Origin of the sequence: Synechococcus sp. JA-2-3B'a(2-13), from assembly GCF_000013225.1 — a bacterium.
Lineage (GTDB): Bacteria > Cyanobacteriota > Cyanobacteriia > Thermostichales > Thermostichaceae > Thermostichus.
Window position 1 is genome coordinate 1,352,299 of the sequence record NC_007776.1, and the last position, 17,053, is coordinate 1,369,351.

Here is a 17,053-nt window from a genome sequence, read left to right on the forward strand (position 1 = left end):
GGTGCCTATAACACAGGCAACCTCTGGACAGCCAGCCGCAGGCCTTGAGGAAAGCGCTCGTGCTTCAGAGGATAGCGATAGTTCAGTTGGGGAATCAGCCTCTCCCATTGATGGGGGTTCAACCCAGCCACTACAGAAGAGAATGGCTCTCTGCCTAGCTCCAGCCCTACTTCCATGAGCTTGAGGACTACGTTGCCCGCAGCTATCTCCAGGGTTCGATTAGCCACTTGCGGATCCGGGTCTCCCAGGAAGATCAGGGCATAGTCTTCTGGGTTGGGGCTACGTAGAATTGACTCCAACAGAACCTCCAACTCTTGCACAAGCTGCTCTGTCTCCATCTCCCAGTAGGGGAAAAGACCCACGTTAATCTTGCTTAGACGGATCCCTTCTGGTTTGAAGGTTTGTATCGAACCATCTGTAATTACCAGCCAGTTCTCAGAGGGACTTAGCCATACAGCACTAGGCCAACCCTGCACCTCTGCGCTATCTGGCTTCCAGCCATATGGCTCAGCTACACTGTGTAGCCGGAAGAAGACTCCAAGTTCCTGCTCGAAGTCATGAACAGCCTTTGCACATTCTTGCCAGTCGTGGTAGTCATCAACTTGGATAAACCCCCTGGGGTTAACTTGATGGTAGAGATGACGGAAAATATCCATCGTCGACTGATACCAGTCTGCATCTGCATGCAGCAAGGCAATCTCGCTCACCTGCTCTCGATAAACAGGCAAGGTGTCAGCAAAAAGCCCTGGCACAGGAACAATGAGATCCCAGACCCCTAGTTCCCTGGCAATCACCTCTAAGTTCTCCGAAATGGGTGCCGCTAAAGCACCGGATCCACAACCCGTATCGTTGGCAGCAACTCCTCGATAATCTCGATCCACCTCTGTTGGATCAGGCATACCTGAGAAGGTATCGAAAGCATATAGCTTGCGAGGTCGACGGCTGTAGTTCTTGATCACCCAGGCCAGCAAAGCCGAGCTTCCACCCCTGCAAACACCACATTCTACAAAGTTCCCAGGAATGTCTTCTTCACAAACCTGCTTAGCCAGTGAATAAAGGCTCCAAAGACGCTCAAAGCCCAGCAAGGTAAAAGATTTAACTTTCTCTAGCACCCTAGACAACTCAAGGTTACAGACCGGATAGTCCTTGAGGTGCTCTGGCAATGTCCAATTCACAGCAGGGTCTGGAATATGCTCAACGGGCTTGACATTGCCTCGCCAGGCCACTCCCATAATTTGCATGGTCTGGTAAATCATCGTGTTCCAGCCCCTGTCTCTCAAGTAATTCAAACCTTCAGCCACATCCGGCGAGGCTAGATCATGAAACAGAATCAAGGCATCCTCAGCAGCATAGCGCTCTGCCACTTGAGCATCCTGCAAGGGGGCTGGTGAGTCATGATTCCCATCGATGAAAATCAGAGACCAGCGACGATCCTCTTGCTGGGCAATCTCCTCCACCTTCCCTGGGCTGTAGCCAGGGTAGAGATTGACATTAGAGCGAACTCCAGCCGAGCGAAGAGATTGATCCGCACTTCCATAAATCTGGGGATCGGCCAGAGCAGGATCTACCACATCGAGAATAACTCCTCCTGCCGCCAGGTGCGCAGTTGACCAACCTAGCCAACAGCCGATCTCTAGGGCGTTTTTTCCTTGTAGCTTAAGGGCAGTATTGTACAGAATATGAGCCTCGTCTCGACTAACAAAGCCGATAGTAGGTTGACGCAAATCCGCAGTCCAAAGGTGAGGAACTTCTTTCCGTAGATAAGGCCAGGGCTGAGGCCCTGGATCGATAGCAGTCATTAGAGGGAAGCTGTAGTCGAGATATATTTTCTTTTGATTAGCTGATACATAGTCATACCTTCTGATTGGAGAAGAATGGCTTCTAGGATACCAAAGACTGGCTTCAACTTTGAAGCCATCGGTAGTATGAGCTACATGAGTTTTTCTATCCTTAGCTTTATAGGTAATGTGTAGAATCCCTAAAGGGATGTAAGGCTTCCAAGGCTCAACCCAGAGCTTTCTTTTTGGATCCCATAGAGGTAGTTTACTATGAACTGTCCAGTTACAAAACAATGGTAAAATTTGAACGTTATCTATCCCTAAGTCATTATGAATAGCCACGTTTAGAGAATACTGATCTGGAGGTGAGAGTAGATCGAGGCTCATAGAGATAGCTTGGCTCAGTCTGTTTTTCCATGCTACCCAGTGAATACCGGAATTACTTCCAGAGAATACACCAGCATTTAGAATTGGTCTTATGTATAGGTGGTTATATACATGTCCAAAGTCATATACATGTCCAAAGCACCTGATGTATCCCGAGAGGTGAAAAGCTTGATGCGAAAATGGATAGGGATCGAAGAGAGTATTTAGCAACTCAGGAACAACTGCAAGGTTTTTGTATCTTGCTCCCAGGGTAAGAAGCTCAATTGCAGACCAGTCTTGCACCCAAGCATCTGCATCAATCCAAATATAAACTTCATAGCCTGGAAAGTATTCAGGAAGGAAAGGCCTACAAACTAGTGCCTTGAGATACTTGGGTTGTCTATCAATGTCGGGAATATCATAGTCCCAATCTGGCTCAACAATGTGGTCAACGTACTGACCTATCCATTGCAACTGCTCCGGTGTACAGCCTACATCCAAGAATCCAATATCTACAGAGTGCCCCTGAGGTTTTTCTCGGATGGAGAGAATGGTCCCCTGAACCAATTCAAAAAACTTGCTGTCAGCAGCCGTAACGATAATGGTTGAGTTCATAACCTTAAGTCTCTCCTCCAAGGCTTGAATTGTTGTCGACAAAGCAAGCCCTGCTTAGATAGCAAAGGACTCCTCTTTGGCCTGCTACAATTTCTCCCTGCCAGAGGAGATGGGTAGGGTCCAACATCTGGTCAATCTGCTTGCGGTCTTGCTCAGAAGTAAACTCCACGTAAATCACCTTGATGTCTTTGAGCTGCTCTTGCAGGCTGGTCAACACCTCCACCTCCTCTCCACCTGTAGCCACCCTGAGCACATCGATGGGCTCCAAACCCAACTCCTTGAGGGCTGCCCTGGCTTCCCGGAAAGGGAGCACCTGCTCCACTCCCCACTCGGCCTGAGGATCCTCCGGCCAGAGCCGACAAGTTCTGCAACTATCCTGCCCCGCCAGCCCCACTGGATGCACAAAGCAGTTGCCCAGGCCAAGAGCATTCTGCTGCAGCAGGTGCAAGGCCAAGGGATCCACCTCAAAACAATGAATGGCCGCCTCAGGGCAGAAACCCCGAAAACAAACGCTACCAAGGCCTACCCCAGCTCCGATGTCGATAACCGTCTGCACCTGGCTAGACAGAAACACAGGAAAGTTAAGATACGTCCTCTCGTAAAAAACGGTGTCTGGGTAGAGCTTTACCGAAAACCTGAGTTTGCCAAAGTCAAAGCCAGTCAACACTGCTTCCATTAACTTACTGGCATTGGCCAAAAGAAGTTGGTGGTCCTCTGCCAAGACAAAAGCAAAGTTAGCCCTCACAGACCGCCCCAGCCGCTGCAAGTCCTCAGCTGTGCACACCACAGCATCAAAGCTGGGCCAACTGGCTGGCTCTCCTCTCACCTCGTGAATTCGCTCGGGCACTCCCTTCTGCTGCAGCAGGGCACAGGGATCCCCAAACCCCTCTTCCACGTACAGCTCCAGCCGCGGCAAGTCCAGCAAGTCCGCGGCTATCACCCCAGGACAGCCTCGGCCAACAAATACCCTCAGTCGCTCCTGCACGCGATGCAGCTCTTGAATGGGCTCGTAGATTCCTAGTCGTGTGTCTATCCAGGCAGAGCTGGCCGTGCTGACAAAGTAGCGCACATCAGAGCGGGGCGAGTAACGAAAGGGCTCCGGCAGCTCTCCCCCAAACACCCAGTCCAGCAGGTTCTGAATGCGGTGGCGGGGATGCCACTTTTCATCAAAGGTGTGGTAAGCGCGGCGGGCAATTTGAATGGCTTCTTGGGGATGGTCTAGGTAGTAGCGAACTTTTTCCAGGAGTTCGGCTTCGGAGTTGTAGGTGTCGCAGTAGGTGCCGGGCGCCAAAAGTTCGTCCAATCCTGAGGCGAAGGAGAGCTGGTCAGTGAGCAGAAAGCCCCCTGCAGAAATCACTTCCAAGTTCCTTAAGTTCAGATCCCCATTTTGGCTGCAGTTGAAAGAGATTAACGAGCCACCAAATATTAGTTGAGGATTGTGGACTCGAGTCTTTATAAGTAGAGGTAGACCCAGTTTTTTCAAGGACATGATCAACTTAAGACGTCTGTAATGATAAGAGTTAAAATTAAGGTTACCCACAAACGCAACTCTAATTTCTTTCTTTTCTATCCAACTGGAGCTGGTGAGACAAGCGGAAATGAAAGGCAGCCAAGCTAGCCTTTGAACTCCTGCTGCTGCGAACCAGTGGAGGTGCTGTCGGTCATAGGCGGTGGCAATATAATCAAAGGCTTCAGTGGCCCAGTAAGTTAGAAGGTGGGTGATAGGGAGCACATGATGATGCGTATCTCCGGCTAGCAAGACAGTTGGGCAGCCAAATTTTTTCGTGTTGAAAGGACTAGTCAGATCAACACTCGATGTCCAGACAATCACCAAGTCAAATTCTTTGTCTTCGACTTGATCTGAATACTGGACAAATTCATAGAGGTCAAAGTCTTTGTCAGGACACTCAACTAAGCTTTTTGGAACACTAAAAAAATCGAATATCTGTCTTCTAACCTTTCCTTTCGGACATAGAGTTACTTGACGCTCTGAAAGAGTGAGAGGTGGGACATAATCAGGTGGAGTCATCCAAACTAGTAGAACTCGAGGATTCATCAGTCTCAGAGCTTCCTAAAGATTACCACTGCTTTCGTAGAATATGCATCTATTCAGATAACATAAGCACCCGTAGTTACCCTGAGAAACTTCCTCCTGCCAGAGGAGATGGGTAGGATCCAACATCTGGTCAATCTGCTTGCGGTCTTGCTCAGAAGTAAACTCCACGTAAATCACCTTGATGTCTTCGAGCTGCTCTTGCAGGCTGGTCAACACCTCCACCTCATTCCCGCCTGTAGCCACCCTGAGCACATCGATGGGCTCCAAACCCAACTCCTTGAGGGCTGCCCTGGCTTCCCGGAAAGGGAGCACCTGCTCCACTCCCCACTCGGCCTGAGGATCCTCCGGCCAGAGCCGACAAGTTCTGCAGCTATTCTGCCCCGCCAGCCCCACTGGATGCACAAAGCAGTTGCCCAGGCCAAGAGCATTCTGCTGCAGCAGGTGTAGAGCTAGGGGATCCACCTCAAAACAATGAATGGCCGCCTCAGGGCAGAAACCCCGAAAACAAACGCTACCAAGGCCTACCCCAGCTCCGATGTCGATAACCGTCTGCACCTGGCTAGACAGAAACACAGGAAAGTTAAGATACGTCCTCTCGTAAAAAACGGTGTCTGGGTAGAGCTTTACCGAAAACCTGAGTTTGCCAAAGTCAAAGCCAGTCAACACTGCTTCCATTAACTTACTGGCATTGGCCAAAAGAAGTTGGTGGTCCTCTGCCAAGACAAAAGCAAAGTTAGCCCTCACAGGCCGCCCCAGCCGCTGCAAGTCCTCAGCTGTGCACACCACAGCATCAAAACTAGGCCAACTGGCTGGCTCCCCTCTCACCTCGTGAATTCGCTCGGGCACTCCCTTCTGCTGCAGCAGGGCACAGGGATCCCCAAACTCCTCTTCCACATACAGCTCCAGCCGCGGCAGGTCCAGCAAGTCTGCTGCTATCACTTCCGGACAGCCGCAACTATAGCCAATAAGGATTTGAGGGGTGGCTGGAGAGATAGTAAACTACCCGGCTCCGACCGCTAAGCGGTACGGAGCGGGCTTTCAGTAGCCCTGAGCCTGCTCTGCTCTACCAGAGAACAAAACAGGCCCGAACCTCTAGGCTGGTTTACGGCAGCCCCCAAGAGCGCAATTACGTTTGCACCATTCAAGTCCGCATCTCCTTCCCATCCACAGTGCCCACACTTGAACGACTTACCACTGCGGTAGGATTGCGCAGGATCGGGATGGATGTGTAAACACTTGTGACAGGTCTGCGACGTGTAGGCAGGCGGCACAAGAACCAGAGAAACCCCTGCAACTCTCGCCTTGTATTCCAGAAACTGGCGTAGCTGGTAGAACGCCCAACTGTTGGTTCTGCGCCGTTCGGCCTTGTTGCGCGGCTGTTGATTGACCCTTTCCCGGATCCCTGTCAGGTCTTCCAGGGCAATAGCGCTGTTTGTGGTCTTTGCCCTAGAGACAATAGCTTTGGAGATTCGATGATTGACCCACGCCTGAAAGCGCCTCTCCTTGCCAGACAGCCGTTGCAGCAGTTGACGGCATCTGCGCCGCGAACTGCGTGTGCCCTTACTGGCTTTGCGTTGGAGTACCGCCCTCAACCGGGAGTAGTGGTCTCGTACCTTGTTTAACTGCTGTCCATTCCAGTTCTTCCCCTCTGAGGTATGAGCGATATCTATCCTTCCCAAATCCACCCCGATCACCTTGTCGGTATCTTGTTGCTTGGGTGGTTTTTTCTCTACGCAAATCTGGATGTAGTAGGAGCCATCTTTGCGCTTGACCAGGGTGGCAGATTTGGGGTTGGAACCAGCCAGCATCCCACGCTGGTAGTTGCCAATGGCCAGTTCAAAGCGTTCTCTCCCTTCCACCGTGGTCAGCGACACCGTCCAGTCTTTTTGACGGAACGAAAAGATGCGAGCGTCGTAGGTAACAAAGCCGCTCTCAAACTCCTTGACGGGACGCTTTTTCTGCTTAGCCACTTTGCGGGAACCCGCTACCCGTCTGCACACCTGTTGGTCGCGTAAGCGGGACGTAGTCCTTGCCAAGTTACTGGACAAGCCAAACCGGGCTCGAATCTCGTAGTAGCAAAGGGATTGCAGCTTGACCGCGTTGACGATCTTCTCCGGCGTGTTCTGGTTGACCCAATTCAAGGCTTGGCCAAAAGCCTCCAAAGTCGCGTCCAATTTGGCGGCTTGCGACGGGGACACCTTGAGCTTGCAGGATATGGTCAGGACTTGGCTCATAAGTTCATTGTACTTCATCAAAGCGCATTCCTCCCGGCAGTGACCCTACGGGTACAGTGCGGGGCTCCTGCGATTTCTAGCTGAATACCGAGTTTGAAGAGGACATCTGTGTTGATTCTGGACAATGTCCTGATTCAAAGGCCTACAGCCTGCTTTCGGGAACGGACGCTATCTTACTGGCTAGCGTCTCATTGTTGTTTGAATTGACCATCAACTGCCTCCCAAACCCTCTGCGCCGCTCAACCCTCATCCCCTGCCCCTCTCCCAGAGGGAGAAGGGAGTAGCAAGGATAAGGGCAACCTAAACCAAATCCGCTGCCACTCGGTGGGCGCAGGCAAAGCCGGAGAAGGCAACGGCATTGAGCCCTTGGCCGGGGAAGGTGCTATCCCCCACACAATACAGGTTGGGGATGGCGGTGCGATTGAAGGGCATGCCCAGCAAGCCCCAGGGATCCCGGCTGGGGATAGGCCCATAGGTGCCGTTGCTGCGGCTCAAAAAGCGGCGGTGGGTGCGGGGGGTGCCTATCTCCTTCAGTTCAATGTGGGATCCCAGTTGGGGCCAAAGGGCCTCCAGGCGGCGGATGAGGCGGTCGGCGGCTTGCTGTTTCTGGGTCTGGTACTGGCTTGGGCTTAACCCTTGCCAGGTGGATATCCAACTGGGGGTAAAGGCATGAACAATGTGGCGGCCCGGGGGAGCCAGGTCGGGATCCAACAGGGTGGGGATGGAGACAAAAAGGGTGCCCTGCTCAGCCTCCATCTGATCCCAGTCTTCCAGGAGAATGTGGTGACAATAGCGTTCGCCGGCCAGGGCCTCGGCCCGCACCCCCAGGTGCAAGCTTAAAAAGCTAGGGGATTGCTGGTAGCGTTTTTGCCACTGCCGCTCCGCCCTGGGCAGGGATCCCGGCCATAGGCGCTCAAAGGTGTCCCAGCGGGTGGCATTGGAGATGATCGTGCGGGCAAAGAGCTTTTCCCCGCTGGCCAGCTCTACGCCCACCGCCCGACCTCTTTCTTCCAGGATCCGCCGCACGGGTGCTTTGTAGCGGATCTGCCCGCCATGGGCCTCTAGTCCCTGGGCCAGCTTTTGGGCGATCTGCCCCACCCCCCCTTTGGGATAGTTGACACCGCCGTAGTGTCGGTCACAAAACACCATCCCGGCATTGATGATGGGCGTGCGATCCGCCGGCACCACCGACCAGCAGTAGCACTCCATATCCACAAAGCGCAGCAAATCCGGATCCCGCAGACAGCGCCGCGCCACCTGGCCCACATTCACCGGCAAATAGCGCGCCAAGGTCAGGCAGCCGAGGGGATTGCCCACAAAAGAACGAAATAGATAGCCCCACTCCTCCAACGAGAGCAGCTCCATGGCGTTGAGGCTGTTGAAGATGGGCCACAGGCTGTCGTAGAACCGGCGAATGCCGGCGGCTTCCTGGGGAAAGTAGCCGGATAGCTCCTGCAAAAACTGCTCGTAATCCCGGTGTACTCGGGGATTCAGCCCCTTGGGCAGGTGGTAGGCAATCTGCACCGGATCGGGGATAGAGTCTATGGACTGGCCCACCGCTGCCAAAGCCCGTGTCAGCAAGTTAGTGGTGCCTTGGGTGCCCAATCCAAAGATCATGGAAGCGCCCACGTCAAAGCGGTAGATCCCGTTGCCTAAGGGATCCGGACGCTCAAAGTAGCCGGCACTGCCCCCTGGAATGAGGTATTTTTCCAGCACCAGCACACGGTATCCTTTGGCAGCCAACTGGCTGGCCGCGACCAATCCCCCGATCCCAGCACCGATGACGATGGCATCCCAAGCAGGGGAAGGGGTGTACAGAGCCTGCAAGAGGGTCTGAGAAGGCAAAGTTGAGGTCAAGGGATCCCTCTGGAAACTCAAACGCAAGATCAGTATCTTTACCGTACCAGAGGTTCTAGGGTTTCCCCATGAGTTGAGCTCCCCTGGGAATGAGTTTGCCCAGATCTGCAAGATCCCCAAATAGAGATTGTGGCGCGGGCTACGGAACCGAATTCACGAATTTGCTATACAGAATCCGGCCATACGATAAAGATGGTTTTGCCATGTTGGTGACCCAGCATCCTGTCTTTCGGCGCTTTTGGTACCCGGTGATGCCCCTCAGCCGATTGGAGCAGGGATCCCCGCAACCTTTTGAGCTGCTGGGAGAGAGGATCGTCCTTTGGCTGGACAAAGCCGGACAGCCCCAGGCAGTTGCAGATCGCTGCTGTCATCGGTCGGCCCAATTGTCCAAGGGAATCGTCTGTGATGGCCATATCCGCTGCCCCTACCATGGGTGGGAGTTCGATGGCACGGGAGCCTGTGTCAAAGTGCCGCAACTGCCGGATCAGGCCCGCATCCCAGAGAGCTACCGCATTCCCGCCTATCTCTGCCAGGCCCGCTATGGCTATGCTTGGGTGTGCTTGCATCCCCAGCCTCTACGGGGGATCCCGGTCATCCCAGAAGCTGAGGATCCCAGTTACCGGCTCATCCACGAGTTCTACGAACGCTGGGAATGTGCCAGTTTGCGCATCTGCGAGAACGAGTTCGACGCCGCCCACATCAGCTTTGTACACCAGAACACCTTTGGCAGTATGGAAGACTTGGTACCCAGCCACTTCGAGGTCGAGGAGCTGGACTACGGGATCCGCACCCGCACAGTGCTCGGTGTAGCCAACCCAGAGCTGCAACAAAAAAACCTGGGCATTGCTGCCGCCAAAACCGAGCGCACCACCACTTCAACCTGGCATTTGCCCTTCACCAACCACCTTCACATCCGCTACCCCAATGGCCGCAGCCATGTCATCGTCAACATCCCCACCCCCATCAACGACCGAGCCTCCCAAGTGGTGCAGTTTTGTTTGCGCAACGACACCGAAGCCGATACCCCAGCCGCCGAGGTTATCCGCTTTGACCGGGCCGTGACCCTGGAAGACAAAGCCATTTTGGAGACCACGGATCCCGACGTGCCCCTCACCCTCAGCGCCGAGCAGCACATGCTCACCGATAAGCCCGGGATCCTGATGCGCAAGCAACTGGCGGCTTTGCTCAAGGCCCACAGCAGCTCCTCAAACCAGATGTTCTAGGCTGCGGGTGCCAACATACCGGCTGTAGGCGTAGATCAACCCCAGGGTGAGGCCGGTAACCAAAAAGCTGAGGGCCGCCCCGAAAGGATAGTCCAGGCTGGAGCCAAACTGCAACTGAATCACATTCCCGATCAACAGCGTTTTGCTGCCCCCCAACAAATCCGGCACTACGAACATGCCGAAAGCCGGGATCCCCACCAGAATGAGGCCCGCCGCCAGTCCAGGCAAGGTCTGGGGCAGAAGCACCCACCAAAAGACCTGCCAACCCTTGGCATAGAGATCCCGTGCCGCTTCCGCCAGCCGCCAATCGATGCGCTCCACCGCCGTGTACAGGGGCAAGACCATGTAGGGCAAAAACGTGTAGACCATGCCCAGATAAACCGCCAGCCAACTGGGATACAGAGCCGTTTGCGGTGGGATCCAGCCCAGCCAGGCCGCCAAGCGAGCCGGCCACCCTTCCGGGGCCAGCACCACCATCCAGGCGTAGGTGCGGATCACCAGGTTCGTCCAAAAGGGCACCACCACCAAGGTGAGCAACAGATCCCGTTGTCGGGGTGGGTGGGCGGCAATGAAGAAAGCCAATGGGTAGGCCAGCAGCACGCAAAAAAAGGTGGTCACCCCCGCCACCAGCAGGCTGCGGCCCAAGATCTGCCAGTAGATGGGCGTCCATCCCAAGGGGCCAAAGCCGAGAATGCGCAGATAGTTCTCCAGGGTCAGGGGCAGTTGAATCTGGCCAAACTCCCCGCGGCTGAGAAAGCTGCACACCAACAGCAACAGCCCCGGCAGCACCAGAAAAAACATCACCCACAGCACCCCTGGCCCAGCAAAAATCAGGCTGCGTCCCAGCTCCTGCCAAGGGGTGAGCAGCTCCCCAAATCGCACCTGGGCTTGGCCAGGGATCCACTTGCCCACAGGAGATGGCAGCTTCAACATCCAGTCTCCTCCTGACGGGGATCCGGTCGCAAACGGATTAGGCTTTTCGGGGGTAGGTGGGCCACCAGCGCTGCGCCGATCTCAAACCCTGCATCCTCAATATCGGTGTTGAGGGCCGTGGCCTTGAGCTGCTGACCTTGGTTTGTCCGCAACAGGTATTGGTTCTCAGCCCCAGTGTAGATGAGGTTTTCCACCCGCACCGGCACCTGGTTGGGCAGCAGATCCCAGCCGCTGCGAGAGAGCTGGATCTTTTCCGGGCGAATGGCCAATTGCACCGGTTCCGAGCTGGCCGGGATCCCCAAGACCTTCAGCTTTCCCAAGGGCGTATCCACACAGTCCGTCCCACAGGCGATCCCCTCGATCAGGTTGCTGGCCCCTAAAAAGTCGGCTACGAAGGCCGTCGCCGGGCGCTCGTACACCTCATCGATAAGGCCCACTTGCTCAATGCGCCCCGCCCGCATCACCGCCACCCGGTCGCTGGTCACCAAAGCCTCTTCTTGGTCGTGGGTAACGAAAATAAAGGTCATGCCCAGGCGGCGCTGCAACTCGCACAACTGCACCTGAAGCTGCTTGCGCAACTTGGCATCCAACGCCGACAGCGGCTCATCCAACAAGAGCACTTCCGGCTCGTTCACCAAAGCCCGAGCCAAGGCCACCCGCTGCTGCTGTCCCCCCGACAGCTCATGGGGCTTCCGCTTGGCCAGAGCTGCAATCTCCACCAATTCCATAGCAGCCGCTACCCGCTTGCGCAGAGCTTCTCCCCGCACACCCCGCATGCGCAGGCCGAAGGCGATGTTGTCCTCCACCGTCATAAAAGGGAAAAGGGCATAGCTCTGAAACACCGTGTTGACGTTGCGCTTGTGGGCGGGCAGGTGGCCCACCGGGCGACCTCGAATCACCACTTCCCCAGCATCGGCCATCTCCAGGCCGGCCAGGATGCGCAGCAGGGTGGTCTTGCCGCAGCCGGAAGGGCCCAGCAGGCCGAAAAATTCCCCCCGCCGGATGTTCAGCTCAATGCCATTGAGGGCCACAAAATCGCCAAAACGCTTGTAGAGGCCCGCCACTTCTACATCCCAGTCGGGATCCCGGACGGTGGAAGTACTGGAGATGACACTCGCGATCACAGTTGACAGCGCTGATAAAACCATCTAACCCAGTATGCAAGTCTCCGAGAAAATTGCAGTTATCCTCCACACCAGGGGCACCAGTTCCACGCTCAGCCCTGCAAACGGGGATCCCTGGCCGTAGCCTTTCCAGATGGGAAACGTTGGGAACAAAGGACTCCGTCTCGCTATCGCGAATGGCCCCATAATAGGGTATGCATGGGTTGCTGCCAAAACAGCTCCTGCCAAAACAGCTCCTGCCCCGGCCCTCAATAAGTATCGGCGATGGGATCCGCAGGTGTCGCGGGCTCCTGCATTGGCCAGACCCAATCCGTGAGGTCTTGAGAGGGGATCCCTTCCGGTAGCAGCCCATGGCAGCGGGAGCGAAACAGACAACTGTTGCAGCGCTCAGTGTGGGGGGTCATGGGAAAGTCTTGCGCCTCCAGTTGCCGCAGGTGGTTCAGAGTGGCTCTTAGGTGGGCCAGGTCTTGCTCATAGGCGGCGGCGCTGTAATACCGGTGGAAGGGCTGCTGCGGATGTTGCACATACCAAAAGGTCAGTTGCACCTGCTCCGGCTCAAAAGGGCCTTCCAGGGGCAGCTGCTGGGCCACCTCGCAGAGCAGCAGAGGGTAAAGGCGCACCTGCCAGTCTTGGGCCAACTGTGCATCGCGAGGACGTTGACGCTCAGTTTTCCAGTCCAGGATGTGCAGGGATCCGGGGATAATCACCAGCCGATCCAAACGGGCTATCAACTTAAAGCCCTCAATCCGTTGCCACAGGGGCAACTCCGCCAACACCCGTCCCTGGGGATGGGCATGGGAGCTGGCCAAGAACACCTGCCACCACTGCTGCACCACTTCATCCAGGGCAGACAAACGCGGCTCCACCTGCCGCCCGCGGCTGTGCCACTCCACCAAACGGTGAAACTGCCGTCCGCGCCTCTGCTCCAGCTCGTGCTCAAAAACACTGGCAGCGGGCCAGATCAACCGCTCCAGGTATACATAGCGAAACAGGCGGGGGCAATGGTCCAGCAGGGCCAGCGAAGAGGCGGAGAGGTTGACCTGCTCAAGACTCAACCTCTCCAGAGAAGGGGCAGCAGGGATCCCAGACAAAGTGCTCCGCACCGCTGTCGCGAAGGGGAAGAGCTGGCAAGAGGGGGCTAAGTTCCACTGCTCTCAGGATACCCCCACCGCCCCAGCGGAGGAGCTCATTTCCAACCTGCTCCAAATTTCCATCCTGCTGCTCCGCAACGCTTGCGCAGAAGGGCGTGGGCGGGATCTGGACTGCAACCGCCCGCTGGAGCTGGGATCCCTGTCGGGATGGCTAGACCCGGAACCGTCTGTGGTTGCGCTAGGTTCCCACCGAACTTGCCCAGACCCAGATGGCGACCATCCCATCCCAGAGCAACAGAAGCAGAGCAAAACATCCAAGAAGGCCGTACATCCAAGGCTGAACGTAGGGGCGCAGCCCGCCAATCTCCAGTTGAGCGTGCCGTCGAATCTCAGCCAACAGGCGCTTGAACCCAGCTACCCGCATCGGCAAAAGTACGCGATCCCCCCCTCGGCTGACCAAGTAATACACCATACCACCCTGGCTGGTGGAGCGGGGCTCAATGCGCTCGATATCGGCCCACCGGATCTGCCACTCCTGCCGCACAAAAGGCGGCACCCAACTGGGGTAGGTGGCCTGCATGCCCTCTTCGTCCAACTGAATCTGCTGGCTCAGGGATCCCAGGACTACCCCCCATCCCAGCAGCAGAGCAATCCAAAGGGATCCCAGCTCAAGAGGTGTTGCCTGTTGCCGAGCCAGCAGGATGGGTAGGGGCAGAACCAGTCCCCAGTACAGAGCCTGCACAGCGCAGCGAATTAAGGGAGAGATGGGGAAGGTCATCGTCGGCAAGATGAGGCTGGCTTTATCAAACTTAAGATAGCGCTAGATAGCGCTTAAAAAGGCACCTCCTCCTCCAAGGACTCCGTCCCGCTGAGGCGAACGGCAAGCTGAGAAGACTGCTCACGCCGGTAGGACGGATTCCTTACTGCATTGGGAAAGTCTACGGGATGAGGACTCCGCCCCGCTGACGCGGACGGCTCTGCTCCTGTTGGCGAGCCGTAGGTCTCACCGGAGAGCAGGTCAGGGGATCCCTCGGCTTCTATAGCCTCTATTGAGGAGAGCTCTTCCGTGGATCCCGTCACGTCAGACTCCAACACCCCTTCCAAATCCACCAAGCTGCCGTTGAAGTGGTCGGCAAAACAGCGGGCAATCTCCGCCAGCTCCTGGGTTAGCTCGAAGGACTGCCCACCGTGCAGGGTGTCGCGGCGCTCTGCACGACTTGGAGAATCGGTCGCGACAGCGGTGCGGAGCACTTTGTTCGCACCGGCGGGAGAAAGTCCTTGGGTTGCCAAGCCGGCCACCTTGGGGCCACCCATAGGATTGTCCCGCTCAGGCTCTGGCGAAGGTGGGTTGGAGTCAGAAGGGGAATGTTGCTGTCGCCGGGCAAGGCCGTGGCTCTGCGGTTCTGCTCTGGGCTCCCTTGAGGAAGCACGACTGTTGGTGCTATCGCTCTGCAACCCCGGCGTGGTGACAGGATCCGGGGCCACGGGGGCGGGGGGCAGGTCTGTTTCTCGGCTGAGCAGTGCCGAGGACTCCGCACCGCTGACGCGAATGGAAACATGCGGCCCGCTGGAGCGCTGCACAATCAAGTTGAGCTGCACAGGGCGCTGCAGCAGGTTGTGGAGCACCGACCGCAGTTCGGCTTCTTTGCTGCGCACTTTTTCCACCAGACCCTTGCTGGGAAAGGCGAGGGTAATTGCTTCAGGAGTCTCTTGGTGCAGGTGGCCGGATCCCATCAGAGCCTTGGTGAGGGGAGAGAGGCGCTTGAGGAACTCGTCCCAGTGGGGGCGCAGCAGCTTGACTGTGGCGGCGTCCCTTGCCGGTTCTCTGGGCTGCTCCGAGGACTCCGTCCGAGTAGCGCGATCTGCCTTCTGGCTCGACGCAACAGCAGGGGAGGCTGAAGGCCCAACAGTTAATTCATCTATCTCACCAACAGTTGATGGGCTTGATGGGCTGATGGTCGCAGCAGGGGCCGGAGGGGCTGTCCCGTCCGGGGGAGTTCTCTGGGGTGCAGGAGATAGGTCAAGGGCTGGGAAAGGACTCCGTTCCGCTGAATCCTCAGCCACCATGCTTGGGCGCAGCTGGCCCAGCAGATCCACTAGGGCAATTTCCAACCACAGTTGGGGCTGTCCGCTTTGACGAATTTGCGGCTCACACTGGCGCAGATGGCTCTGGGCTGCCAGCAGTATCTCCACCGAGTAGCGAGGGGCCCGTTGCTGCAGGGCTGCCCAGGTGGAGTCCGTTACAGCCACCAACTCCCGTTGCTGGGGGGCTGTCTTGACCAGCAGCAGATCCCGGTAAAGGGCCACCAAGTTCTGCAACAGGGCTAAGGGCTCTTTGCCCCGCTCCAACAATTGCCGAGTTTGGCTGAGCACCGCCTGCACATCCTGAGCCAGCAGCGCATCCATCAGAGCCAAAAGCTGCTGTTCCGGGATCCCTCCCACCAAGTCCCAAACGGCTTCAGGGGTGATGGATCCTTCCAAGAGGCTGAGCTGGTCCAGCAGGCGTTCGGCGTCCCTCAGGCCCCCTTGGGAAAGTTGGGCCACCAGTTGCAGCGCCTCTGGCGTGATAGGGATCCCTTCTTGGGCGGCGATCTTGCCCAGGTGGGCCACCATGTCGTCGAGGGGGATGCGGCGGAAGTCAAACCGCTGACAGCGGGAAACAATGGTGGGCAAAACCCGCTGCGGGTCAGTGGTGGCCAGGACAAATACCACGCGGGGGGGCGGCTCTTCAAGAGTTTTCAGCAAGGCGTTGAAGGCCGCATTGCTGAGCATGTGGCACTCGTCGATGACATAGACTTTGTAGCGGCTGTTCACCGGGGCAAACTGGGCCCGCTCGATCAGCTCGCGGATGTTGTCTACGCCGGTGTTGCTGGCCGCGTCAATCTCGAGAACATCCAGGGAGGCTCCCGCAGTGATGGCGCGGCATTGGCTGCACGCCTGGCAGGGATCCGGCGTCGGCCCCTGTTCACAATTCAAAGACTTGGCCAAGATGCGGGCGCTGGAGGTTTTTCCCGTGCCCCGCGGCCCGCAGAACAAATAGGCAGGCGCCACCCGCCCCAGCCGGATGGCATTGGCCAGCGTTTGCACCACCGCTCCTTGGCCGACCACATCGGCAAAGCGCTGCGGGCGGTATTTTAAATGCAGGGGTTCATAGTTGCCAGCGGTGGCCATTTCCGGGATCTCCAAGCAAGCAGCGCCCCAACCGGAACCGCGCAAGAGCTCTGCTCTGCTGACGCGATCCCACCGGGGCTCCCCTATTCTGGCTTCTCGATGGCGGGATCCCTCCCTGCCCATCAAGAGCAGGGCTGGACACCAGGGGGGGAGACCGGCAGAGCTTTTGTGCTCCGCTCCGCTGAGGACTTGGGATCCCGGCGACGCAGAGAGGGAAGCTGGATCCAGCCGGGCGAGTCGAGCTGATCTATGTGCTGCACGCGGTAGCTGAGCTGATACACCTCCTTCCTGAGCTGGCGATTCTCTGCCTGGATGGCGGCGATGCGCTGGCGGATGGGCTGCAGGCGGGCTTGCAGCTTGCGCCGGTAGAGCTCTGGCAACTCTTGAATCATCTGCTCCAGCAACTGCTTCTCTTGGTAAAGCTGCTCAATCTCCGCCTCATAGCTGCGAATTTGTCGGTGTTGCTTTTCTTGGCGCAGCTCCAGAAGGTCTACCTGGCCCTGCAAGATGCGATTGCGCTCTCGCAAAAGCTGGATTTCCTGCTCCCGCGCAGCCAGAGCTTGGGCAAACTCCGTCTTGCCGATGCAACCTGCTTCCTGCATCGT

The 17,053-nt window shown here is 56.7% G+C and carries 12 protein-coding genes; 1 reads left to right on the forward strand and 11 read right to left on the reverse strand.

The features are described from left to right. Positions 1-5: 5 nt before the first annotated feature. The 5 genes from CYB_RS06150 to crtH all read right to left on the reverse strand — a co-directional run bounded on the left by CYB_RS06150 (position 6) and on the right by crtH (position 8,906). Entirely contained in the window at positions 6-2,759 is a 2,754-nt protein-coding gene (locus CYB_RS06150; protein WP_011432918.1) for a TylF/MycF/NovP-related O-methyltransferase, read from the reverse strand. Between the two features lie 4 nt (positions 2,760-2,763). Continuing rightward, positions 2,764-4,815: a glycosyltransferase family protein gene (locus tag CYB_RS06155; protein WP_011432919.1), complete on the reverse strand. Its 2,052-nt coding sequence runs from the start codon at positions 4,813-4,815 to the stop codon at positions 2,764-2,766. Positions 4,816-4,830: 15 nt separating this feature from the next. After that, complete coding sequence (locus tag CYB_RS06160; RefSeq protein WP_238376941.1) at positions 4,831-5,739, reverse strand: FkbM family methyltransferase; 909 nt, start codon at positions 5,737-5,739, stop codon at positions 4,831-4,833. A gap of 92 nt (positions 5,740-5,831) precedes the next feature. After that, positions 5,832-7,049 carry an RNA-guided endonuclease InsQ/TnpB family protein gene (locus CYB_RS06165; protein ID WP_011432921.1) on the reverse strand — a complete coding sequence of 406 codons (1,218 nt, stop codon included), beginning with the start codon at positions 7,047-7,049 and terminating at the stop codon, positions 5,832-5,834. Positions 7,050-7,349: 300 nt separating this feature from the next. Further along, a complete protein-coding gene (gene crtH, locus CYB_RS06170) occupies positions 7,350-8,906 on the reverse strand; it encodes a carotenoid isomerase (RefSeq protein WP_011432922.1) in 1,557 nt (518 codons plus the stop codon). 203 nt (positions 8,907-9,109) lie between these two features. Here crtH and CYB_RS06175 point away from each other — a divergent pair, with 203 nt between their 5' ends. Beyond that, positions 9,110-10,129, forward strand: coding sequence for an aromatic ring-hydroxylating oxygenase subunit alpha (locus tag CYB_RS06175; RefSeq protein WP_011432923.1), 1,020 nt, complete (start codon positions 9,110-9,112; stop codon positions 10,127-10,129). Here the strand turns inward: CYB_RS06175 and CYB_RS06180 are convergent. From CYB_RS06180 to CYB_RS06205, 6 genes are all read right to left on the reverse strand, one after another. Continuing rightward, on the reverse strand, positions 10,112-11,062 hold the full coding sequence (locus CYB_RS06180; RefSeq protein WP_011432924.1) for an ABC transporter permease: 951 nt from the start codon (positions 11,060-11,062) through the stop codon (positions 10,112-10,114). The genes CYB_RS06175 and CYB_RS06180 overlap by 18 nt on opposite strands. Then, positions 11,056-12,186, reverse strand: a complete 1,131-nt coding sequence (locus CYB_RS06185; RefSeq protein ID WP_238376942.1) for an ABC transporter ATP-binding protein — start codon at positions 12,184-12,186, stop codon at positions 11,056-11,058. The genes CYB_RS06180 and CYB_RS06185 overlap by 7 nt, the downstream gene beginning before the upstream one ends. Positions 12,187-12,434: 248 nt before the next feature. Further along, positions 12,435-13,289: a PD-(D/E)XK nuclease family protein gene (locus CYB_RS06190; protein WP_011432926.1), complete on the reverse strand. Its 855-nt coding sequence runs from the start codon at positions 13,287-13,289 to the stop codon at positions 12,435-12,437. 226 nt (positions 13,290-13,515) lie between these two features. Continuing rightward, positions 13,516-14,055, reverse strand: a complete 540-nt coding sequence (locus tag CYB_RS06195) for a hypothetical protein (RefSeq protein ID WP_041436409.1) — start codon at positions 14,053-14,055, stop codon at positions 13,516-13,518. Positions 14,056-14,108: 53 nt separating this feature from the next. Further along, entirely contained in the window at positions 14,109-16,448 is a 2,340-nt protein-coding gene (locus tag CYB_RS14065) for a DNA polymerase III subunit gamma/tau (RefSeq protein WP_011432928.1), read from the reverse strand. Between the two features lie 122 nt (positions 16,449-16,570). Beyond that, positions 16,571-17,050, reverse strand: a complete 480-nt coding sequence (locus CYB_RS06205) for a hypothetical protein (RefSeq protein WP_011432929.1) — start codon at positions 17,048-17,050, stop codon at positions 16,571-16,573. Positions 17,051-17,053 lie beyond the last annotated feature (3 nt).